Genomic DNA, 22,340 nt, shown 5'->3' on the forward strand with positions numbered 1-22,340 from the left:
CTTAGCTTACCGTTTTAAATTGTTCAATTAATTCTTCTTTGTCGTCGAAATGGCTTTTCACGCCCTTCACGTCTTGATACTTCTCGTGCCCCTTTCCTGCCAGTAGGATAATATCTCCCGGCTGCGCCAGGTGCACTGCCGTTTTAATAGCTTCTCTCCTATCTACAATACTGATGGTTTTCCTTTGGTTAGAAGGATCAACTCCGGCTTCCATATCCTTGATAATCTGCGCCGGGTCTTCAGAGCGTGGGTTATCAGAGGTAAGGATCACCTTATCGCTCCAGTCGCAGGCAACTTTGGCCATTACCGGGCGTTTGGTTTTATCCCTGTCGCCACCGCAACCGATGATGGTAATTACCTTTTCGGTTCCTTTGCGGATATCTTTAATGGTACTTAACACATTCTGCACCGCATCAGGGGTGTGCGCATAATCCACAATACCTATGATGCGGTTAGGTGAAATCACGTAATCAAATCTTCCTTCTGCACCCGATAGTTTGCTCAGGCTGGTTAACACCTTGGCTTTATCCTGATCGAGCAGCATGGCAGCTCCATAAACCGCAAGCAGGTTATAGGCGTTAAACATGCCAACCATTTTAAACCAAACTTCTTCGCCATCTATATTCAGCAGCAAGCCGGTAAACTGATCTTCCAATACCTTTACCTTAAAATCGGCCATGCTTTTAAGAGCGTAGCTTTTTTTGTAGGCTTTGGTATTTTGCAGCATTACGTTACCATTACGGTCGTCGATGTTGGTTAGTGCGAAAGCATTTTTAGGCAAACCATCAAAGAATGCCTTCTTGGCTTTCAGGTAGTTTTCAAATGTTTTATGATAGTCTAAATGATCGTGCGTTAGGTTGGTGAAGATCCCTCCCGAAAACTGCAGACCTTCTATTCTATGTTGTGCAACCGCGTGCGAGCTTACTTCCATAAAGGCGTAATCGCAGCCGGCATTTACCATATCATTCAATAACCCATTCAAAGCAACCGGATCGGGCGTGGTATGGGTTGATGGTATAATTTTTCCGTTGATCTTATTTTCAACAGTCGAGATCAACCCGCATTTATAACCCAGATCTGTAAACAACTGATACAATAGCGTAGCAACCGTAGTTTTACCATTAGTACCGGTTACACCAACCAGCTTTAATTTAGCCGATGGTTTATCATAAAAATTAGAAGCCAGTATACCCAGTGCCGCTGCCGAATTACCAACCATCAGGAAAGCAACTTCGCCAGCCGTGTGGCCGGGTAAATCTTCGCATACAATAGCAACAGCGCCGTCTTTAATAGCCTGTTCAATATAAATGTGCCCGTCTATCTGTGTACCTTTAACGGCAACAAACAAAGTACCCGGCTTTACCTGGCGCGAATCGGCCGTAATGGAAGTAATTTCCACATCGGCACTGCCTTGCAATTCGGTGAAGGTTATGCCATCTAATATTTTACTCAGGTACCTCATTCCAGTTCTATTGATATTTTAGATCCCTTGGGTATTATACTTCCACCGGTTACAGATTGCGTTTTCACCAATCCGCTTCCGTGTACTGCTACTTTATAACCTGCGTTGCCCAGTACATACAGCGCATCGCTTAAATCCATACCTGTTACACTCGGTACGGTTAACACTTTCTTTTTAGCCAGCTGGCCCATCGGGCGATCGCTGGTGTCCGATTCAAAATCGCCGCTATCTGCCTTCGGGTTTCCTTTTACACCCAGCTTGCCGTAAACTTGCTGTAAAGCTTTGGCATCACCTGCTTTAACAGTAGGCTTGGTAGTGCTGGCAAACCTAACCGGTGGTTGTTGGTTCATTTCCAAATCGCTCGAGAAAACCTTATCAGCAATTTCCTTGAAAACCGGTCCCGCTACCGCGGCACCATAGTAACCGTTCTTAGGGTCGTTAATAACCACTATTAATGAATATTTAGGCTTATCTGCCGGAAAATATCCGCAGAAAGAAGCCTGGTATTGTTTCTTAGCCTTATAACCTTTATTGCCATCGGCCACCTGTGCAGTACCGCTTTTTGCAGCAACTTTATACAACGGGCTGTAAGCTACTTTACCGGTACCATTAAGTACCACACTTTCTAACATGCCTTGCATTTTATGCAACGTTACATCAGAACACATTTTCTCGTTAGTTACACGGGTTTGAAAATGCTCTACCGTGTTGCCTAAACGGCGAATTTCTTTCACAAAAATTGGCGTTACGTATTTGCCGTTGTTTGCAATGGCATTATAAAACGACAACATTTTCAGCGGTGTTAGTTGCATCTCATAGCCATAAGCCATTTGCGGCAGCGTCAAATTCTTGTTCCAACTCCTGTTCTTAGGGTTCTTAACAACCGGCTGTGCTTCACCGGGAATTTGCAAGCCCATTTTTTCATTTAGGTGCCAGGCGTATAAGTGGTTGGTAAACTGTGCCTGGTTATCGTGGTAAGCATTGTTTACCAAATAGGCAACCGCCGCGTTAGATGATTCTTCGAACGCCCGTTGAACTGAGACAACCCCAATACTACCGTGCGAATCTGTAATCACTTTACCCGGAACAGAATATGTACCTGTGTTAACACGTGTACTGGTATCAACCTTATGATCTTCCAGCAAAGCCATGTACGAGGCTACTTTAAAAGTAGAACCCGGATCCTGGTTACCTGCGATGGCGTAGTTAAACTGCTCTTTATATTCGCCCGGGGCAATCTTGTTAAAGTTGGCCACTGCGCGAACTTCGCCGGTTTGTACTTCCATTAAAATGGCGGCACCATGATCGGCATCGCTTTTAATCATTTGTTTTTCCAATGCGCTTTGTACCACATCCTGGTAGTTGATGTCAATGGTCGACATAATATCTGCGCCATCTTTTGATGAAATCTCATCCTCCGTATTCACCGGCATCCAAACACCGCCCGCTATACGCTGCATCAAACGCTGACCGCTTTCGCCATCAATATAATTGGCGTAAGCACCTTCAAGGCCTACACCATTTTTAACGTTCTCGTTTTTGTAACCGATGGTACGCATAGCCAAAGTGCGGAAAGGCATAATCCTTCGGTTCTTTTGCACGATGATTAAGCCGCCTTTATATTTACCCATATTGAAAATGGGGAACTGGCGAATTTTCTTCAACTCCTGGTAACCTACCTTACGACGGATCAGCTGGTAACGCGCGCTATCCTTACGGGCATCACGCAATATCATCGAATATTCTTTGGCAGATCTGTCGCCAAAAAACTGAGACATTTTCAGGGCCAGCGAATCAACCTTGGCGTAAAATATTTTATCGTCAGCAATACCACCAGCCAACATATCCATGTGCAGCTCATACTCGGGCACCGAGGTGGCCAGCAAACTGCCATCAACCGCGAAAATATTACCGCGGGCTGCATCTACAGTCATATAACGGGTAGACAAGGTTTGCGCCATTGCTGCCCATTTTTTACCCTGTTTAAACTGCACATTGAAAAGCTGTAATACCACAGCCAGCGCAAACAGCAAAATGAGCCCAAAAGCCAGGTACACCCTTAATAATATATTGGTTCTGATACTCATTTATCACCCTCCTCTTTCACTACTATCTTCTGCGGCGGATCTAATGATACCCTCACTCCTAATGTATCGGCACGTTTGGCAACCTCTGTAAGCGTGCTTTTAAAGGCCAGCTCGGCTTTGGTGCTTTTATAATCCCAGCTTAATTCTTTTACTTCTTTGCTATACTTATCTATATCACGTAAATACGTCTCGGCCAAATGCCTGTTAGCGATATAGATCATGGCCAGAAACGACAAAAACAGGATAAACGGGAGCGCGCGGGTAGCATCATCCGGAGAGATGAAACCCTTGCGTAAAAACAAAGCAAAAAAGTTTTCGGGCTTTTGCACCTTAGGCGCTTCGGCCACAACTTCTTGTTCGTTTTCTTCTTCGGCTATATCTGCAATTAAACGGTTCATTTCTTTACAGCTATCCTTAATTTGGCACTACGCGCCCTGTTATTTTGTTTAATCTCGTCCTCGGTTGCTGTAATAGCTCCACGACTTACAGCCACCAGCGGGCGATCATCATTTCCGTATATATCTTTCTCCAATTCTCCGCTGAATTTTCCTTTGGCGATGAAGTTTTTAACCAACCGGTCTTCCAGTGAGTGATATGACATCACTACCAATCTGCCACCCGGTTTCAGGATTTCTGCTGCCTGGAATAAAAATTCCTTCAGCGCTTCCAGTTCCTGGTTAACCTCAATCCTTAGCGCCTGGAAAACCTGCGCCAGGTATTTATTTTCTTTACCACGAGGAATCAATCCAGCGATGGCATTTTTTAAATCTGCAATCGTATCAATCGAACCATTTAACCTTGCGGTTACTACCGTACGCGCCAGTGATTTTGCATTTTGGATTTCCCCATAAATGCCAAAAATTCTGTGGAGGTCGGCTTCAGCATACGTATTAACTACTTGTTTTGCCGTTAAATCGCCCGACTGGTTCATACGCATATCCAGCTCGGCATCAAAACGGATTGAGAAACCACGATCGGCCTGATCAAACTGGTACGATGAAACACCCAGATCGGCCAGGATCCCATCAACCGGGATAACCCCATGTAAACGGGCGAAATTTTTGAGGTAACGGAAGTTCTGATCCACAAAAATGAAACGGTCGTCAGCTATCATATTTTGCTGCGCATCCGCATCCTGATCAAAAGCAACCAGTGTACCTTTCTCGCCCAGATGTTTCATAATCTCGCGCGAATGGCCGCCACCGCCAAAAGTCACATCTACATAAGTACCGTTAGGTTTAATCTCTAAACCCTCAATACATTCGGCCAACATTACTGGAGTATGGTAAGTGTTATCCATCACTCCTCCTTCCTAAGCCACCCATTACCTCTTCGGCCAGGTTAGCAAAGTTCTCAGGCTCGCTATCCATCTGGGCATCATAGGCTTTTTGATCCCAAACCTCTATTTTATTCAGTTGGCAAGCCAGCACTACATCATTACCGATACCAGCATATTCCAACAGCGCTTTTGGCAGCAAAATGCGACCATTGGCATCTAATGATAATTCTGTAGCGCCGCGCGTAAAATATCTTATAAATTCGCGGGTTCTTTTCTCGTACTGATTAAGCTTCGCCAGATCTTCAATGATCAGATTCCACTCTTTTCGGGTATAGATAACCAGGTGCTTTTCAAAGCCACGGTTGATCACAAGGCCCTCTGCCTCAGCTTCCGGAAGCTGACGTTTGAGGCCAGTGGGGATCATCATCCGTCCTTTGGCATCCAGTTTACACTCAAATTCTCCTAAAAAGTGAGACATCTATACAGTTATGGTAAAATTCCAACGTAAAAGTAACACGTATGTTCCACTTTATACCACTTTTTCCCACAAAAAGTTTTTAACAATTTTAACTTAAACAACAAAGCCTGGCTTGCGGCCGGGCTTTGTTGTTTATAAGTGTTTAATTTGCTTTAAATTATGGATTGACTTACCTCAGCAGTGGCTTTCCAAAGTCGAAATAGATGGCCGCCCTCAGTCCCACATAAGGTGTGATGCCGTGACCACTTGCGGGCTGAATATAAACCACATTGGAGTAACCTGTAAACTCGAATTTAAGATGCTCATCAACCGGCAAAGAGAGCCCTGCACCGCCCGATAAACCGAGCCCCACATTAATAAGATCCTCATTACCACCAGCCGCGTAAACCAGTGCGCCGCCTTTTACAAAAAAACAGTTATTGAGATAATATTTAGCATCGACACCTGCATTAATCAGGTCTACATTCTGGATCCTGCCCTGGTGGTAACCACCGCTTGCATCGGGTGCCGTAGTGTTAAAACGCAGGTTGCCTTTCAGGTTATCATAACCAATATATGGTGAAAGGGCCAGTTTGTTGCTGAGCGCAATACTACCCAATAATTGCCAACCGGCACCGGCACTATAATCGCCAGAAAAAGGCTTATTAAAACCATAGGAAAATCCAATTCCGCTACGAGCCTGACTATAGCTGCTTTTTACCCCTAAAATTATTAAACAACAGGCCAATGAAAGCCTGGTTAGAGAATTGTTTTTCATGATGTGTAAAGAGGGGCATCGGCAATAAATATAGTTATAGCAACATATATTTATACATCAGGACAAGAAAATCATTTAAATAAAGCTAATATCTCCGATAAATAAACATATTTGCTTATGGACCAATTACCTAAATTAAATAACGAAGAAATACGCGTACTGGGCTCATTAATGGAGAAGAGCCGCACCACACCCGATTATTATCCCATGACTTTGAATGCCCTGGTGGCAGCCTGCAATCAAAAATCGGCACGCAGGCCTGTGGTTGAGTACGATGATAACACCGTAATTACAGCACTTGATACTTTAAAAAGAAAAGGACTGATCTCTACCGCCACAGGTGGATCGAGCCGTGCCATTAAATACAAACATAACTTTGCCATTGTGTTTCCGGTGATCCCATCGGAAGTGGCGTTGATTTGTCTGCTTCTGCTACGCGGGCCACAAACTCCCGGCGAACTCAATACCAATTCGGGCCGATTATACGAATTTGAATCACTTGATGATGTGCAGGAAGCACTCGAGAAATTAGGAAGCGGCGATATGCCTTATCTGACCCAGCTCCCTAAACGCCCCGGACAAAAAGAGCAACGTTATATGCACCTGCTGGGTGAAAGCCTTGATTTCCCCGAAGATGATGAAATTGATGTTTCTAACAAACCATCCGTAACAATTCTTGAAGCGCGTGTGAGTAAGCTTGAGGAAGAGCTGACTGCTATGCAGGAAAAGGTTAATAAGTTGATGGAAGAGTTGGGGATATAAGTTTCTGAACCAGAATTTATAGAATTAAAGAATGGGCAGAATTACCTTTGTCTTTAATTCTTAAATCATATTTATAAAATCATTCTGAAAATTCTTTAATTCTATAAATTCTGGTTCAAAACAAAAAATGCAATCATCACGCCGCACCTTCATTAAAACATCAACATTAGCCAGCCTATCTTTAGGATTAGTTACTGATGCATTGGCAGGAAGCACGAACCCAACGCCCGATAAAAATAGCCTCGTCTTTTTATTCCAGGGGGATTCTATAACTGATGGCAACCGTGGCCGCGATCAGAACGATTTAAACCATACAATGGGGCACGGTTATGCATCTAACATCGCAGCCCGTATAGGGGCCGACTTTGCCCATAATGATTTTCACTTTTATAATCGTGGCATCAGCGGAAATACCGTAGCCAATTTGAAAGCACGCTGGCAAACAGATGCGTTGGATATTAAGCCAGATGTATTAAGCATTTTGGTGGGAGTAAATGATACCAATGCTTACATACGTGATATAGCTCCAGGCGATCCGCTAACTCAGTTTGAAACAGATTACAGAAGCATCCTTACCCAAAGCAGGCAACAAAACCCGGATTTATTGATTGTGTTGGGTCTCCCCTTCGTATACCCGGGCAGCCGCACTAATGAGCACTTTGATCTTTGGAAAAACAGTGTTAATCAGCGTAAAGAGATCGTACTAAAACTGGCAGCAGAGTTTAACGCCGTAGTAGTTGACTATCCTGTCATGTTCGACAAGGTAATTAAAGATACCTCTGTTAATTACTGGATTTGGGACGGTGTACATCCAACAGTACCCGCACACGAGCTAATGGCCCGTGAGTGGATTAAGCAGGTAAGGGAGCGATTAAAATTCTTAAAGATTTATAAGTATAAATAGAGGACAACTCAGCACTTCCAGAATGAAATGGATGAGGTTTGTTTCATGGCGAAATAATCATGGTCGCCGCAGTATTGGCATCCTCCATCCCATAAGCTAAAATGGCCTGTGGCATCGCTCCAACCACTTACCTCAAACCTGATGATACCGGTTTTATTTTGCAGTGCTTTCATATCAAACTCACCATTTTTTCGGGTTAGTGTAATAGTTGGCTTACCGTAGTGGTGATTCAAATAATTATTGAACTCGCTTACCCTGATTGCATAGTTAAGATCATCGCCGCCTTTAAAGGTTAGCAAGCCTGGGTAGCCTTTTGGTATATCGAACAAACTACCGCTATTAGCATAATTAAATGCCCTGCTCATCCTGATCACACATGTATTAACAAACGTTGGCGAATGGCTTTCAATATCGCCCTTTACCAAATCTCTAACCTGCAAAGATGTGTATTGACTACCGGGGTAATTAGTAATAAGGCTTTGATATGATGGTAACAGCATAATTATTTAAGCTTTAAGATGTAATTGTTTAACTCTTCGCTGTAAGCAAATTCTACATTGGCTTCAATTCGGCCCCAACGCACGCCCGCTGCAAAAAGTTTAGGATCGTGCTTATTGGTGTTCAGAAACACGATCAAATCTTTTCCGTAAAATTCTTTGTAGTCGCCTTCCTCTAAGAAAGCCTCGTATTTTAAAGGCGATGTTGTATCAGCCTTACCTTTATATGTGGAGATCAAATTGGCACTTACTACATAAAAGTCCTGGTTTTTAACCGCACCAAGCACTTTTACGCGGACAACTAAATCAGACTTGGCGTATAAATCTTTAACAAATGGCTGCGAGAAAGTTGCGGTATCTTTTTTAACAGCAACCTGCTTTTGCACAGTATCCTTCTGCACAGATTTAGTCTCCGGGCTTTTGCACGATGCCAGTAAAACGAAAAGAATAATAAGGATTGAACCTCTCATTGTATGTCGATAAGATTTAAATTAACAACCTTAACTTTAAAGAAAAGTTTGAGCTGAACAAAAAACGTCATTGCGAGGTACTAAGCAATCGCGAGCTTTTCAGAGCGGCTCTGTATACCGGGGATTGCTTCGTACCTCGCAATGACGTGCAGAGGATGGAGTTTTGTAAGGGCCTATTCTATCACCCTTACCTTCAAATAACTTGGATGCTCTTTGCTGGTATATACCTTATGCGTAGCCTTCTGGAAATCTTTATCCGTAGCCTTCATAATATCTACAAACTTCTGCGGGTTACGGTCAATAAGCGGGAACCAGGTACTTTGTACCTGTACCATAATGCGGTGGCCTTTTTTAAAGGTGTGCAATATATCTTGTAGCTCGAAGTTTACTGGGGTAACTTGTCCGGGTACAAAAGGCTCGGGGTGCTCGGTACTGTTACGGTATTTACCACGCATACTTTCGCTGCGTACCATTTGCTGGTAGCCTGATAAGTGCACATCTTTACCCACCCATTTATTGTTTTGGGTCGAATCCGGGTAAACGTCAATCACCTTCACAACCCAATCCGCATCTGTACCGGTAATGGCTACTTTAAGGTTAGCCCAGATATTTCCGGCAAGGGTAATATCATGATCCAAACTATCCGTTTGCCAGGTTAATACGTCGGGGCGTTGGGATGCAAAACGCTGGTCGCCGGTCATGTATTCGCGTTTCATATCCATGTCAATGCCGTTAATAAACGGAACGGGATGCCATGGATCTGAGATAAACTCTTCGTAAGTATTTTTTACGGCCGATGGCGCAGTGAATGAAAGTTTACCATTATCCAACAGGTACAAGTTTTTATCCTGAGCCTCTTTTGGCGGCCATGTTTTATAAGTCTTCCATTTGTTAACGCCGGTTTCGAAAGTGTTTACCGGTTGGATGCTCAGGTCAGTACCTTTCAGATAATGGCTAAAGAATTTGAACTCGATACTATCACGGTAATACGGACCAGTCGGACCGCCGAAATCAACATCGCCTAAATGGTCACCCGGCCCGCGCGACCAGCCACCGTGTACCCAAGGGCCCATTGCGAAATAAACCGGTGTGTTCGGGTTTTTCTTGACCAGCGTTTTATAAGTATTGATAGCGCCGTACAAATCTTCGGCATCGTACCAACCACCGGTTACTAATACGGCAGTTTTAATATCGTGCAGGTGTGGCAACACGTTACGGTCTTTCCAATGCTGATCGTAGTTGGGGTGGTTCAGCATTTCGCTCCACAGGCGGATGGTATCTTTATAATATTTGTCGTTGGTATTACGGGTTGGCCCCATACGCATAAAAAACTCGTAACCATCTTCGGTACCGGCATCAAAGCCTTTGGCACGGCGTTGCGTAGGCTTATCGTCCTGACGATTGGTAAAACCCGGATAAAAACCAAAGTTGGCCACTAAAAAGAATGCACCGTTGTGCCAGCCGTCATCTCGCCATAAATCGGCAATCGGTGCCTGTGGTGAGGCAGCTACTAAAGCCGGGTGACGGCTCAGCAACGCCGTAGTAGTATAAAAGCCTGGATAAGAGATTCCCCACACCCCTACTTTACCGTTATTGTTCGGCAGGTTTTTAATCAGCCAGTCTATGGTATCATAAGTATCTGTGCCCTCGTCAACATCTTTGTTGGTTTTGTGCTCTTCCAGTTCGGGTGTCATTTCTTCATAAATACCCTCACTCATCCAGCGGCCGCGAACGTCCTGGTAAACGAAAATAAAGCCATCGTGTACAAATTGCGATGAGGGGCCGAGACTGCCTTTATATTTATCTACTCCATAAGGCGCAACGCTGTAACAGGTGCGGTCCATCATGATGGGATATTTTTTAGTAGAATCTTTAGGTACGTATACCGAGGTAAATAACTTTTTACCATCGCGCATCGGGATCTGGTACTCGTACTTGGTGTAATTGGCTTTAATATAAGCGGCATCGGGCGGGGCTTGCTGCTGGGCAAAAGCCGAGAAACCCGTAAGCAGGATAAACAGAGAAAAGAGTAAACGCATTGAATTTTTTATTTACGACTAAAATAGTAAAAAACGTGGAAGATGCAGTGGCGATGCAATCGCCGGGAAGTTTTAAGCACCCGATGCAATCGCGCGCAAGGATATTTTATATAGTCCTTCAGCTCTACTCAAGTAACTGCATAATGTCATTCATTTGTGAATGTTAAAATTTTACCATCAGACTTAATTAGTTTATAAACAGGTGAAGATCGCTTTTTTATAATAGAATCTCCCTTGCCTATTTCCTGACCGAAATTATAACCCGTATCTAAATAATAGGTCCTATTATGTACAGTAACACTTGGTATCAATTTTTCATCATACGTCACATTTTCTACAATACCGGCAAAATTATAATCAAAGTTTTTTTTGTTTCTAATATTAATTGAATGCCAGGCATAATACTTAAAGAGAACAAACACTACTATAAAAAGCGCCAACATTAATCTACGGGCTCGGTTATCAGGCATAGTCAAAAATAAAAAAAGGCTCCGATCACTCGAAGCCTTTTACATGTATTAAGAAAAATTAAAATTATTCGTTGATTGCTTTTACGCCTGGCAATTCTTTGCCTTCCATGTATTCTAACAATGCGCCGCCGCCTGTTGATACATAGCTTACATCATTGGTTAAGCCAAATTTAGCAACTGCTGCTGCCGAATCGCCGCCACCAATTAATGAGAAGGCGCCTTTTTGGGTTGCACGTACTACTGCTTCTGCAACTGCTTTGGTTCCTTTGTCGAATGATTCCATTTCGAAAACACCCATCGGGCCGTTCCATAACAGGGTTTTAGATTCTTCGATCACCGCGCTGAAAGCTTTAACAGTTTCAGGGCCGATATCTAAACCTTCCCAATCATCAGGGATATCTTTGTTTGATGATACACCTTTGTTGGCATCGTTAGAGAAATCATCAGCAATGATAGAGTCGGTAGGCAAAATAATGTTAACACCTTTTGCTTTAGCTTTTTCCAGAAGGCTTAAAGCCAGTTCTTGTTTATCGGCCTCTAATAATGATTTACCTATTTTACCCCCTTGTGCTTTGGCAAAAGTATAAGCCATACCACCACCGATAATCAGGTTATCAACTTTCTCTAACAATTTCTCGATCAGCAAAATTTTGTCCGATACCTTAGCGCCACCCATAATAGCAGTGAAAGGTCTTTCGGCATGGTTTAAGATTTTTTCTGCGTTCGCTAATTCAGCACCCATCAGGTAACCAAAGTATTTAGCGTTAGGGAAAAACTGTGCAATAACCGCTGTAGAAGCGTGTGCGCGGTGAGCAGTACCAAAGGCATCATTCACGTATACATCACCCAGTTTCGATAATTTCTCTGCAAAATCTTTATCGCCTTTTTCTTCTTCTTTGTAGAAACGAAGGTTTTCAAGCAATAAAACTTCACCTGCTTTCAGGTCTTTTGCTTTTTCAACAGCTTGTTCGCCAATACAGTCATCAGCAAATTCTACTTGCTGACCCAGCAGATCTGACAAGTGTTTTACCACATGCTTTAATGAATATTTTTCAGTCGGACCATCTTTCGGGCGACCCAAATGCGACATCAGGATCACAGCGCCACCTTCTTTCAGGATTTTCTGGATGGTTGGCAAAGCCGCCGTTATGCGGTTATCGTCGGTAATGTTATAGTCGTTATCAAGTGGAACGTTGAAGTCTACCCTGATAAGGGCTTTTTTACCTGAGAAATTAACTTGGTCTATTGTTTTCATGTTGAATATTGTCGGTACGTAAACGTTTCCAAATCTGATAAATTAATTCTAAAAACCGAATGTTTAATTGAAAAAGGTGTGTCATTGGTACAATAAGTTATTGTTAATTGCCCATCACACCGTAGAGACACAATACTTTGTGTCTCTGTATAATCGTGAACATACAACAAGAGACACAAAATATTGTGTCTCTACGGGGATCTTTTATTGTATTTTTAAATACATCACATAATGCGGGCCAATGCCGGGGATATCAAACTCGTCCGAAATAATTTCGAAACCCAAACTCGCATAAAATTTCACAGCCACCTTACGGGCATTACACCAAACATAATTAACCTTTTGGCCGCGCATATATACAATAGCAAAATTTACCAGTTGATTTCCTATGCCCTTACCCTGATATGCCGAGGCGGTAGCCATACCGCGTAATTGATAACCCACACCTGTAAACTTCTCATGCTCCTGTAAATGGAACGAGGCCACACAAACCAACTCATCGCCTGCATAAGAGCCTAAATGAAAAGCACTTTCGCCGTCATCGCCTTTAAAGCGGCATTCATCCAAAGTAAGCCTGCCTTCGCGCAAAATGGTGTTGCGCAGCGGCAGTACGTCATCAGCAGAAATAAATTTTATCATCTCTTTTCGTAGAGACACAATATTTTGTGTCTCCTTCATTTTATTTCAAAAAAGAGACACAAAATATTGTGTCTCTACGATTATTATTTTTTTCTTGATTCTTTCTGTATTCTCAATACCAAATCTGCTAACCTGCTCGAGTAACCCATTTCGTTATCGTACCAACCAACCACCTTTGTCAAACCGCCTACTACAGAGGTCAGCAGCGCATCGAAGATACAGCTATGCGGGTTATCCAAAATATCTGTTGATACAATCGGATCTTCTGTGTATTCCAGAATATCTTTCATCTGGCCATCAGCAGCAGCTTTAAAAGCAGCGTTAATTTCGGCTACGGTGGCGGGTTTATTCAGTTCGCAGGTAAAATCGGTAAGCGATCCATTTAATACAGGCACACGGATACCTGCACCACCCAGCATACCATCCAGATGCGGAAATATATTGGTAATGGCTTTAGCCGCACCAGTTGATGTAGGGATAATTGATGCCGATGCTGCGCGGGCACGGCGCAGATCTTTATGCGGCGCATCGTGCAGGTTTTGGTCGCCGGTCATGGAGTGCACGGTGGTGATGTAGCCTTCTTTAACACCCCAGTTATCATCCAATACTTTAACCATAGCAGCTACATTATTAGTGGTACATGAAGCGTTAGACAGGATAGTTGAATTTAGATCAATCTTTTCGTCATTTACGCCCAGCACAATAGTAGGCACCGTTTTATCTGCCGGGGCTGATAATATTACCTGCTTAGCTCCAGCAGCCAGGTGCATTTCGCCACCTGCTTTAGAGGCAAACTTACCGGTCGATTCGATAACCAGATCAATATCCAATTCTTCCCAGGGTAATTGCGATGGGTCTTTTTCGGCCAAAACAATAATTTGCTGACCGTTTACATACAGGTTACTGCTATCGGCTGTTACCGTACCCTTAAAGCCACGGTGCACCGAATCATACTTAAACAAATGCGCCAACGTAGCCGTATCAGTTATATCATTTATAGCCACCACGGTTATATTGGGCTGGTTTATGATGTTACGTAAAAATATGCGGCCTATGCGGCCAAATCCGTTTATTGCAATCCTCATATCACCCTGTATTATTAGAGGCTGCAAAATTAGTTAAAAAGGCGGGGTAGCTTGTCATCCAAAACTTAATTTATAACCCTTATTAATGTTAGTGATAAAGCACTTCCTTTGCTTTCCCCTAATTAGCTACAGTATAGCTACATCTTTTAAAATATACCCCTTATTAAAGTTAGTAGTGTTGGCACTGCCATTGCATTCCCCTATAATAGGGGAAGACTACTGTCATTGCACCCATCGAAACATTCATAAGGGGTAAAATACCGCTGGCACAACCATGTCTATCATCCATCCAAAACCTACATTAAATAATTATATTAAATTAGCTCCATCTATTCAAAAAAACAGTTTTTAATGGCGCTACTCAAAACACAGCTTCCCAAAGTCATCCTTTCTGTCCTTGTAATCCTTACCGCTTTTGCGGCTTTCGCAATTTATCAGCACCCAATGGCTATTTTCCCGGACCCCAGCTGGGGTTTCCAGGTAATGCGCTCAATGGAACATGGCGGGGGCTTTAACATGCTGATTGCGCCAGATCAACTGGATATTAATAAGAACTTTGGCGAGTTTCTAAGTTGGTGGTCGCCGGGGCAATATTTGGTCCCTTATTTTTTTGTGAGCGTTTTTCATGTAAACGTGGGCCAAGCTTGCGCGTTAACCATTTTGTTTTGCGAAGTAATAGGCTTATTCGGGTTTTACCAATTTTTCAAAAAGGCTGGCTTTTCGGCCAATGTATCGGCTGTAAGTGTTGCTTTTATAGCCTGCCAGATGTTTTACATTATCCCTTATGTGTTTTATAATGGAGGCGAAGTTTTACTATTCGCCTTCGGCGGATGGTTTATGTATGGCTGTTTATCATTTAACCGGGTTAAAGATTGGAAATTGATCTTATTCATCCTGATCTCGGGTTGGATTGGCTTTATCTGCAAATCATCGTTCATGTGGTTTTACGCTGCGGGGCTGTGTATTATCTGGATCAGGGTTTCGCGCGCACATACCATCCTGGGTAAGTGGATCATTAACGGGATATGGATAGGCGTACCAGCAATAGTTTCATTTACAGGCATCTATGTTACTTATCTATCCAAAGGCCACAACCCAACTTCTGGTGGACATGGTTTAAAACTACTGTGGGAAACATTTGGCTTTCCGCTGGCATCCCCTCTGCTTTCAGGTTTTTCTGTTGATGAATTAACGCATGGCTTACTTTTCCACCCGGATGGGCCGATGTTTAGTTATGCGATAAGCGTGCTCATCATAGTAGTGCTGGCTATTGCTACTGTATTTGTGATGATCCGTATCCTTAAAACTGTACCTTATACCGAATACCGCCTGGTGCTTAGCGTTGTTTATATTGTAAGCGTAGTATTTTTTGGCATGGCGTTTTTTCGCCAGTTAGCCATTTCTTACGAAGGGAGACATTTTAGGATGGTAGGCCTGGTATTTATACCTGGTGCTATTTACTTAATTGGTCGTTTACAGATTGGCTACAGGGCCTTATTTGCTGTGGTATGGATTGGTATTACTTATGCCAGCGTACAGTATTTGGTGAGCGGCTACGATATTAATAATAACGAAAGCGCACATGGTACATCAGGTATCACCCAACAGTTTTTAGATCAGGATGGGTTGGATGAATTAATGAAACTGGATAACACCCACAAAAATGCCATATTTGTTTTCATCAGCCCAGATCTGGGTTTAGAAGTTCGCAATAATCGTGTAGTTACCCTCGACCCTATTGGACAGGATATGAAGATCAATTACGAAGACTTTCAGCATTGCGGCCACTCTGGGCCATTATACATCTTCCTGCCATCGAACTATAAAGGTGCTAAGGCAACCATGATCATGAAATCATTCGAAGACTACAAGGGATTTAAACTCACCCAGCTGAGCGAAGATTACGTACTGTATTCGGCCGATTAAACTGCGCTGTTAATCTCTTTCCAAAGCAGGTCTTTTAATTCTAAAAGGCCTTTTTGTGCGATTGATGAAATAAACGTAGCCGGAATATTGGCAGGCAGCTCCTGTTTCATTTCGGCCAGTAGTTCATCGTCCAAAAGATCAGATTTGGTAATAGCCAATACACGGGGTTTGTGGATCAATTCCGGGTTATACTCCTCCAGCTCATTTAGTAGGATATCGTATTCTTGTTTAAGAGTACGGTTAGTATCCGCAGGGATCATGAACAACAATACCGAGTTACGCTCGATATGACGCAGGAAACGGAAGCCCAATCCTTTACCTTTTGATGCACCTTCTATAATACCCGGTATATCGGCCATTACGAATGATTTGTTATCGCGATAAGCCACAATGCCCAAATTAGGTACAATAGTAGTAAAGGCATAATCAGCAATCTCTGGCTTGGCTGCAGATACCACAGAAAGTAAGGTTGATTTACCGGCGTTAGGGAAACCTACCAAACCTACATCGGCCAGTAATTTCAACTCCAGTACATTCCAGATCTCTTTACCCGGTTCACCGGGCTGGGCAAAGCGTGGAGTTTGATTGGTTGATGATTTAAAGTGCCAGTTACCTAAACCGCCACGGCCACCATCGGTTAATATTTTAGTTTCGCCATCCTGTGTTATTTCGAAGATGATTTCACCGGTTTCGGCATCACGCGCAATGGTTCCCAATGGTACTTCTAAAATTTCGTCACGACCGGTTTTACCTGTTTTTAACGAACTGCCTCCCGATTCGCCATCACCTGCAATTACGTGCTTGCGGAATTTAAGGTGCAGCATGGTCCATAATTGGGCGTTACCTTTTACAATAACGTGCCCGCCACGGCCACCATCGCCGCCATCAGGGCCGCCTTTTGCTGTGTGCTTATCGCGGTGCAAGTGGGCAGAACCTGAACCACCGTGACCAGAGCGACAGCATATTTTTACGTAATCAACAAAATTTGAACCTTGAGACATGATGTTAGTCCGGAAGTCAGTAAGACCGTAAGTCCGGAAGCTTATTTTTTAGTCGGAGAGTCCGAAAAGCCGGAAAGTCCGAATTGTTTAAAATGTATAAAGTTCCGAAAACTCCAACAAGCGGATTTTCCGGAACTTCTTAGTTAATGTAATAATAAAATTAGTATGATACTGTTTTGCTTCCCTTCGTCTTTCGGACTTACCGTCTTACCGACTTCCGGACTAAAAACTAATATCCTTCTACTACCTCACAAATACCACCGAATATCTCTTCAATAGAGCCGATGCCATTAATGCTGGTAAATTTATCCTGTGCTTTGTAAAAATCTGCAACAGGGGCAGTTTTATCGTTGTATTCTTTAATACGTTTGGCAATTACTTCGGGGTTAGCATCATCCGGGCGGCCAGAATCTTTACCTCTCAGTAATAAGCGATGTTGTAATTCTTCAGGATCAACTTCAAGGGCAATCATGCCATCTATTTGCGAACCTTTGCTTTCCAACAAATTATCCAGTGCTTCGGCTTGTGCTACTGTGCGTGGGAAACCATCAAAAATAAACCCTTTAGCATCTTTATTGCTATCCAGTTTATTGCTGATCATACCAATTACAACAGCGTCGGGCACTAACAAACCATCATCCATCAGTTTCTTGGCTTCGCGGCCAAGTTCTGTACCATTTGCAATTTCGCTCCGCAGCAAATCACCGGTTGATAGGTGTATCAGCCCGAATTTTTCGATAATGTTTTGTGATTGCGTACCCTTCCCGGCTCCGGGAGGACCAAACAGTACTAAGTTTAGCATGTGTTGATTTTAAATTTAAAAAGCCTTTCATGTGCAGAACAAGAAAGGCTTAGTTTTAAATGTGGACCCGAAGGGAGTCGAACCCCTAACCTCCTGATCCGTAGTCAGGTGCTCTATCCAATTAAGCTACGGGTCCAAACCATATTTATCCAGAGATTTTCTTATTTCTAATTCCGTCTCCGAAAGGGAATGCAAAAATAGAAATCCTTTTGAATATCTCCTAAAAAAAGTGAAAATTATTTCACTTTTTCTGCAATCGCCTCAAAGTCAGGCAAGTCCCCTGCATTCTCCAGTACTTCTGCATAAATAACGTTCTGTTCTTCATCCAAAACAAAGGCAGCACGCTTAGAAACACCCTTTAAACCAAAGGCAAACTCCTGGTATAAGGCACCATAAGCAGCAGATACTTCTTTATTAAAGTCTGATAATAATGGAAACTGGTAGTTATTCTCTTCTTTAAACTTAGCCAAAGTAAAAGGCGAATCAACAGAAATACCCAATATCTGTGCGTTTAAGCCATCGTAATAGCCAAAGCTATCGCGCATGGTGCAAAGTTGTGTAGTACAAGTACCGGTAAAAGCTAAAGGAAAAAAGTGGATCACTACTTTTTTACCTTTAAAATCGGCCAATGATACCGCTTTAACCTCGTCAGAGAATAATGTAAACTGTGGGGCCGGCTGGCCTATTTGTAATGACATGTTTTGTGTTTTTGTGCCGTAAAAATAAATACCTGCTGGTAATTGTATGTTATAACAATGTATTTATTTTTACGAAAACCATATCTATCTATGAAACACCTTATTGCAATTCTATTATTTATTGGATTAGCTATCGGCACACGGGCACAGCAGCTAACAGGCGTTATAAAAGACGTCAGTACCAATCAGCCGCTGCCTTTTGTATCGGTAGGCATTAAAGGTACGCCTCATGGTACTGTTACCAATGAGCAGGGCGGCTTTGTGTTAACCGCATCTGCATTGCCAATTACACTTGTAATAAGCCACTTGGGTTACCAGGCTATTGAACAAACCATCAGTAACATTAACCAAAACCTAAGTATCTCCCTTACGCCCCAAAGCACCCAGCTACCCGAGGTTACTGTAGGCAACCCGGCACTTTCCATTATGCAATCAACAGTAGCTAAAGTTGCTAAAACCGTGCGTAATGAATATTTCCCCAAAGTATTTTTCCGCAGGTTAACGCTCGAGGGCGATAAGCCAACTTTTTTTGCCGAAAGCTTTTTAGATGCCCAGTGGCAGGCCTGGGGCTTAACTAAGTATAAGATTAGCAATAGCCGGTATTTGCAAAGCGACAACGGGGTGAATTATAATAACATAGCCATGTTCAACATGTTATGCAGTGGCTATGTGGGCAATAGCTTATTGGTATCGCCCATATTTCATAAGCCAGATTCGTTGTATAAGTTCTCGATCAAAGAAACATTTAAAGCTAACGGCCATGAGATTGCAGTTATTAAATGCGAATTGAAAGATCAGGACTTTGCGCATACTGCCTTTGAGGGTGACTATTATATCGATACCGAAAATTATAACATTTTAAAGACGGATGGAACTATCCATCATTTTATGATGACTGCATCCGGGCCATTTAACCTGAAGGTGAAAGACGTAAGGTTAATAACCCAATACAAACTGGATGCCGATAGCAATATGGTGCTCGATTATTCAAACTTTACCTTAAAATCAACTTTAAAGGCAGGATTCGTAGGACTAAAACAACTAACCTATAGCGGACAAATTTTTGCTTTGGATTACCCTCAATCAGCCAATAAAACAGGATTAGCAGACGTTACGCTCGACAAACTCCAAAAGGAAGAAGAAAAATTCAAAAGCGTAGCCTACGATCCCGGGTATTGGAAAAACAACCCCGTTATAAAACGCACCTCTGATGAAGATACTGCCGTTACTCAATTAGAACAGTTAAAGAAAGTGAAGGGGAATATTGATAAGCAATAAAGCAAACACATTTGCTCTTGCCAAAGTTATCAATCGCATGAAAGCAGTTGTAATTACCCAACCTGGCGCACCCGATGTTTTGCAGATACAGGAACGCCCACAGCCAAAACCCGCGGCTGGTGAAGTATTAATTAAGGTTGCTGCGGCTGGCGTTAACCGGCCTGATGTTTTTCAGCGTAAAGGTAATTACCCTCCCCCACCTAACGCCCCACAAGATATACCTGGCTTGGAAGTTGCCGGCACTATAGAAGAACTTGGCCCCGATGTTACCCGCTGGCAAATTGGTGACAAGATTTGCGCCCTTATTACAGGTGGTGGTTATGCAGAATATTGCGTAGCGCCAGAAGGCCAATGCTTACCTGTACCCGGGAACTTAACTATGATTGAAGCCGCATCACTACCCGAAACATACTTCACCGTATGGAGCAATGTGTTCGATCGCGGCCAGTTAAAACCTGACCAAAGCCTGCTGGTACATGGCGGCAGCAGCGGAATTGGTGTAACGGCCATTCAAATAGCAAAGGCGTTAGGCAATACTGTTTATGCAACCGCAGGTAGCGACGATAAATGTGCTTTTTGCGAACACCTCGGTGCCGATAAAGCCATCAACTACAAGAATCAAAATTTTAAGGAAGAAATTAAAAAGCTGACCAACGGCAAAGGCGTAAACTTAATACTGGACATGATTGGCGGCAGCTATACACCCGATAACCTGCAATGTTTAGCCGATGAAGGACACCTGGTAATGATTAACGCTATGCAAGGCAAAGATGTACAGGTTGATCTTTCATTAGTAATGCGTAAACGCTTATATATTACTGGCAGCATGCTACGAAGCCGCGAGATTGAATTTAAAGCAGCTATTGCCCGAAGTCTGGAAGAACACGTTTGGCCGTTATTAGTTTCTAACCAAATTAGACCGGTTATCTACGAAACATTCCCGGCAAGTGAAGCCGCAAATGCGCATGAGTTGATGGAAGAAGGATCGCACAAAGGGAAGATTGTATTGACGTTTAATTAAGTAGCAGTAGCGAGTTGCAGTAGCAGTCATTTCAAAAGAGAGACGACTGCTACTGCAACTTTAAAACTGCAACTAATTAGGGAATTTCACTCCCCTGTAAGCAGCCACATTGGCCAACGGGATGTTTGAGCCATATTGTTTGTTGATGGCTTTGATGTATTCGTTAGCTACTATCGCATAACCTCTTGGGGTTAAGTGAACACCATCCAGTGAGAATAAACCACCGCTGATATAGGCTGAGCTTAAACTTACGCCATCAACCACCAAACCATTTGCTTTTACATTGTTCAGGAAGGTGTACATATCATTTACCGCAATACCTTTTGATGCTGCAATTGAGGTGATGGTGTTGTTGTAAGAGGTTACATAATCTTTGGTTAAGGCCACTTCATTAGCATCCAATACATATTGGTTCTCTATAGGGCTGTATGGGGTTAAGCCGTAAGGCAGCATACCAGCCGGGGTTGATACTAATGTACCGATCTTGCTTGTTGGGAAAGTTAGCACGATCAAATCATTTGCTGTGGCTGGTCTGGCTGCATAAGCAGTACCGGATGCAGTAGCATCTGTCTTGGCACTAATGTATAAAGCCTGTACGGCAGGATTAGCCTTTTGTACGCTGGCCAGAATTGCGCCGACTGTTACGGTGCTGAAGTATGGAATAGCCGTTACATCTGGAATGGTGGCTACCACGCCTTTGGCGCCGCCTGCAGTTAACTTAGTCATTACCGCACTGTATAGGGCTGCAAAGGTTGATTTATCCGTCAGCACATCACCTGCACCACCTGATGTGGCATAGCCTAAAGCATCATTATTACCTAACCAGTTTGAAAAGAAGGTAAATGGTTTAGCCGTAATAAAATCAATGTAGGCTGTATTGTGTGTACCTTCTGCTCCCGGTAATAATCTTTCGTAAAAACCATTGAGGTTACCATAGCTGGCTAAGGTAATGTGCAATAATTTTATACCGGGTACACCGTAGTTATTCAGGTCTGTGCCTGTGTATTTGGTGTAAGTAGTTACAGGGCCAAAGCCTGGGATAACAGGCTGACCTGTTACAGCTAAATTAGTAGTTACCGGTGCGGTAATTGGTGCGCCAGTAGTTTTATCAAAACCAGTCAGTGTTAAATAACCTGAGCCATTAGCCTGATCTGTTGAAAACAAAGGTTGAGCAAAGTTCCCACCACCTACTGATGCCATTTGCTTGGCAATGATAGATGGGTAAGAGTTTTGCTGACCTTCGAGGTATAATCCCCCATCGGCATAACCGGCAGTTAAAGAGTTACCTACGGCAATGTATTTAGAAAAATCGGCCGAACCGTGAGTTGGGGTTGGCGTTTGTACGCTGGGTTTACAGGCGGCAAGGCCTAATACACCCGCTGTTAAAATGAATATGTTTTTAAATTGCTTGTTCATGTTAATCGGTTTTA

Annotated in this window: 22 protein-coding genes and 1 tRNA gene; 5 read left to right on the top strand and 18 right to left on the bottom strand. The window is 43.0% G+C overall.

Annotation, left to right across the window (positions count from 1 at the left end):
* Nucleotide 1: 1 nt before the first annotated feature.
* The 6 genes from PQO05_RS21405 to PQO05_RS21430 all read right to left on the bottom strand — a co-directional run bounded on the left by PQO05_RS21405 (nt 2) and on the right by PQO05_RS21430 (nt 6,063).
* Nucleotides 2–1,462, bottom strand: coding sequence for a UDP-N-acetylmuramoyl-L-alanyl-D-glutamate--2,6-diaminopimelate ligase (locus tag PQO05_RS21405; protein WP_273629484.1), 1,461 nt, complete (start codon nt 1,460–1,462; stop codon nt 2–4).
* Nucleotides 1,459–3,549: a penicillin-binding protein gene (locus PQO05_RS21410; protein WP_273629485.1), complete on the bottom strand. Its 2,091-nt coding sequence runs from the start codon at nt 3,547–3,549 to the stop codon at nt 1,459–1,461. The genes PQO05_RS21405 and PQO05_RS21410 overlap by 4 nt, the downstream gene beginning before the upstream one ends.
* A complete protein-coding gene (locus PQO05_RS21415; RefSeq protein ID WP_273629486.1) occupies nt 3,546–3,947 on the bottom strand; it encodes an FtsL-like putative cell division protein in 402 nt (133 codons plus the stop codon). The genes PQO05_RS21410 and PQO05_RS21415 overlap by 4 nt, the downstream gene beginning before the upstream one ends.
* On the bottom strand, nt 3,944–4,849 hold the full coding sequence (gene rsmH, locus PQO05_RS21420; RefSeq protein WP_273629487.1) for a 16S rRNA (cytosine(1402)-N(4))-methyltransferase RsmH: 906 nt from the start codon (nt 4,847–4,849) through the stop codon (nt 3,944–3,946). The genes PQO05_RS21415 and rsmH overlap by 4 nt, the downstream gene beginning before the upstream one ends.
* A complete protein-coding gene (gene mraZ, locus PQO05_RS21425; RefSeq protein WP_273629488.1) occupies nt 4,842–5,306 on the bottom strand; it encodes a division/cell wall cluster transcriptional repressor MraZ in 465 nt (154 codons plus the stop codon). The genes rsmH and mraZ overlap by 8 nt, the downstream gene beginning before the upstream one ends.
* Nucleotides 5,307–5,475: 169 nt before the next feature.
* On the bottom strand, nt 5,476–6,063 hold the full coding sequence (locus tag PQO05_RS21430) for a hypothetical protein (RefSeq protein ID WP_273629489.1): 588 nt from the start codon (nt 6,061–6,063) through the stop codon (nt 5,476–5,478).
* A gap of 117 nt (nt 6,064–6,180) precedes the next feature.
* On the opposite strand from PQO05_RS21430, the gene PQO05_RS21435 reads away from it, so the two are divergent.
* Both PQO05_RS21435 and PQO05_RS21440 read left to right on the top strand, forming a co-directional pair.
* Nucleotides 6,181–6,825, top strand: a complete 645-nt coding sequence (locus tag PQO05_RS21435) for a YceH family protein (protein WP_273629490.1) — start codon at nt 6,181–6,183, stop codon at nt 6,823–6,825.
* A 127-nt stretch (nt 6,826–6,952) separates the two neighbouring features.
* Nucleotides 6,953–7,729 carry an SGNH/GDSL hydrolase family protein gene (locus PQO05_RS21440; RefSeq protein WP_273629491.1) on the top strand — a complete coding sequence of 259 codons (777 nt, stop codon included), beginning with the start codon at nt 6,953–6,955 and terminating at the stop codon, nt 7,727–7,729.
* Nucleotides 7,730–7,737: 8 nt separating this feature from the next.
* Here PQO05_RS21440 and PQO05_RS21445 read toward each other — a convergent pair whose 3' ends face one another.
* The 7 genes from PQO05_RS21445 to gap form a co-directional block, all read right to left on the bottom strand.
* Complete coding sequence (locus tag PQO05_RS21445) at nt 7,738–8,229, bottom strand: type VI secretion system amidase effector protein Tae4 (protein ID WP_273629492.1); 492 nt, start codon at nt 8,227–8,229, stop codon at nt 7,738–7,740.
* A 2-nt stretch (nt 8,230–8,231) separates the two neighbouring features.
* On the bottom strand, nt 8,232–8,696 hold the full coding sequence (locus tag PQO05_RS21450; protein ID WP_273629493.1) for a hypothetical protein: 465 nt from the start codon (nt 8,694–8,696) through the stop codon (nt 8,232–8,234).
* 173 nt (nt 8,697–8,869) lie between these two features.
* Nucleotides 8,870–10,735, bottom strand: a complete 1,866-nt coding sequence (locus PQO05_RS21455; protein ID WP_273629494.1) for a CocE/NonD family hydrolase — start codon at nt 10,733–10,735, stop codon at nt 8,870–8,872.
* Between the two features lie 146 nt (nt 10,736–10,881).
* Complete coding sequence (locus tag PQO05_RS21460; RefSeq protein WP_273629495.1) at nt 10,882–11,205, bottom strand: hypothetical protein; 324 nt, start codon at nt 11,203–11,205, stop codon at nt 10,882–10,884.
* Between the two features lie 64 nt (nt 11,206–11,269).
* Nucleotides 11,270–12,460, bottom strand: a complete 1,191-nt coding sequence (locus PQO05_RS21465) for a phosphoglycerate kinase (protein WP_273629496.1) — start codon at nt 12,458–12,460, stop codon at nt 11,270–11,272.
* A gap of 204 nt (nt 12,461–12,664) precedes the next feature.
* Entirely contained in the window at nt 12,665–13,099 is a 435-nt protein-coding gene (locus tag PQO05_RS21470) for a GNAT family N-acetyltransferase (protein ID WP_273629497.1), read from the bottom strand.
* An 83-nt stretch (nt 13,100–13,182) separates the two neighbouring features.
* The gene (gap, locus tag PQO05_RS21475) at nt 13,183–14,184 is read right to left on the bottom strand and encodes a type I glyceraldehyde-3-phosphate dehydrogenase (protein ID WP_273629498.1); all 1,002 of its coding nucleotides are present in this window, start codon (nt 14,182–14,184) and stop codon (nt 13,183–13,185) included.
* A 351-nt stretch (nt 14,185–14,535) separates the two neighbouring features.
* On the opposite strand from gap, the gene PQO05_RS21480 reads away from it, so the two are divergent.
* Nucleotides 14,536–16,110, top strand: coding sequence for a hypothetical protein (locus PQO05_RS21480; protein ID WP_273629499.1), 1,575 nt, complete (start codon nt 14,536–14,538; stop codon nt 16,108–16,110).
* Here the strand turns inward: PQO05_RS21480 and obgE are convergent.
* The 4 genes from obgE to PQO05_RS21500 all read right to left on the bottom strand — a co-directional run bounded on the left by obgE (nt 16,107) and on the right by PQO05_RS21500 (nt 18,611).
* On the bottom strand, nt 16,107–17,111 hold the full coding sequence (obgE, locus tag PQO05_RS21485) for a GTPase ObgE (RefSeq protein WP_273629500.1): 1,005 nt from the start codon (nt 17,109–17,111) through the stop codon (nt 16,107–16,109). The genes PQO05_RS21480 and obgE overlap by 4 nt on opposite strands.
* 229 nt (nt 17,112–17,340) lie before the next feature.
* Nucleotides 17,341–17,913, bottom strand: coding sequence for an adenylate kinase (locus tag PQO05_RS21490; protein WP_273629502.1), 573 nt, complete (start codon nt 17,911–17,913; stop codon nt 17,341–17,343).
* Between the two features lie 62 nt (nt 17,914–17,975).
* A tRNA-Arg gene (locus tag PQO05_RS21495) sits at nt 17,976–18,049 on the bottom strand.
* A gap of 100 nt (nt 18,050–18,149) precedes the next feature.
* Nucleotides 18,150–18,611, bottom strand: a complete 462-nt coding sequence (locus PQO05_RS21500) for a redoxin domain-containing protein (RefSeq protein WP_273629503.1) — start codon at nt 18,609–18,611, stop codon at nt 18,150–18,152.
* A gap of 90 nt (nt 18,612–18,701) precedes the next feature.
* Between PQO05_RS21500 and PQO05_RS21505 the strand changes: the two genes are divergently transcribed.
* Nucleotides 18,702–19,889: a carboxypeptidase-like regulatory domain-containing protein gene (locus PQO05_RS21505; RefSeq protein ID WP_273629504.1), complete on the top strand. Its 1,188-nt coding sequence runs from the start codon at nt 18,702–18,704 to the stop codon at nt 19,887–19,889.
* A gap of 37 nt (nt 19,890–19,926) precedes the next feature.
* Complete coding sequence (locus PQO05_RS21510) at nt 19,927–20,910, top strand: NAD(P)H-quinone oxidoreductase (protein WP_273629505.1); 984 nt, start codon at nt 19,927–19,929, stop codon at nt 20,908–20,910.
* 72 nt (nt 20,911–20,982) lie between these two features.
* Here PQO05_RS21510 and PQO05_RS21515 read toward each other — a convergent pair whose 3' ends face one another.
* Nucleotides 20,983–22,326 carry an SGNH/GDSL hydrolase family protein gene (locus tag PQO05_RS21515; RefSeq protein WP_273629506.1) on the bottom strand — a complete coding sequence of 448 codons (1,344 nt, stop codon included), beginning with the start codon at nt 22,324–22,326 and terminating at the stop codon, nt 20,983–20,985.
* Between the last annotated feature and the right edge of the window lie 14 nt (nt 22,327–22,340).

Source organism: Mucilaginibacter jinjuensis, from assembly GCF_028596025.1.
Classification (GTDB): Bacteria; Bacteroidota; Bacteroidia; order Sphingobacteriales; family Sphingobacteriaceae; genus Mucilaginibacter; species Mucilaginibacter jinjuensis.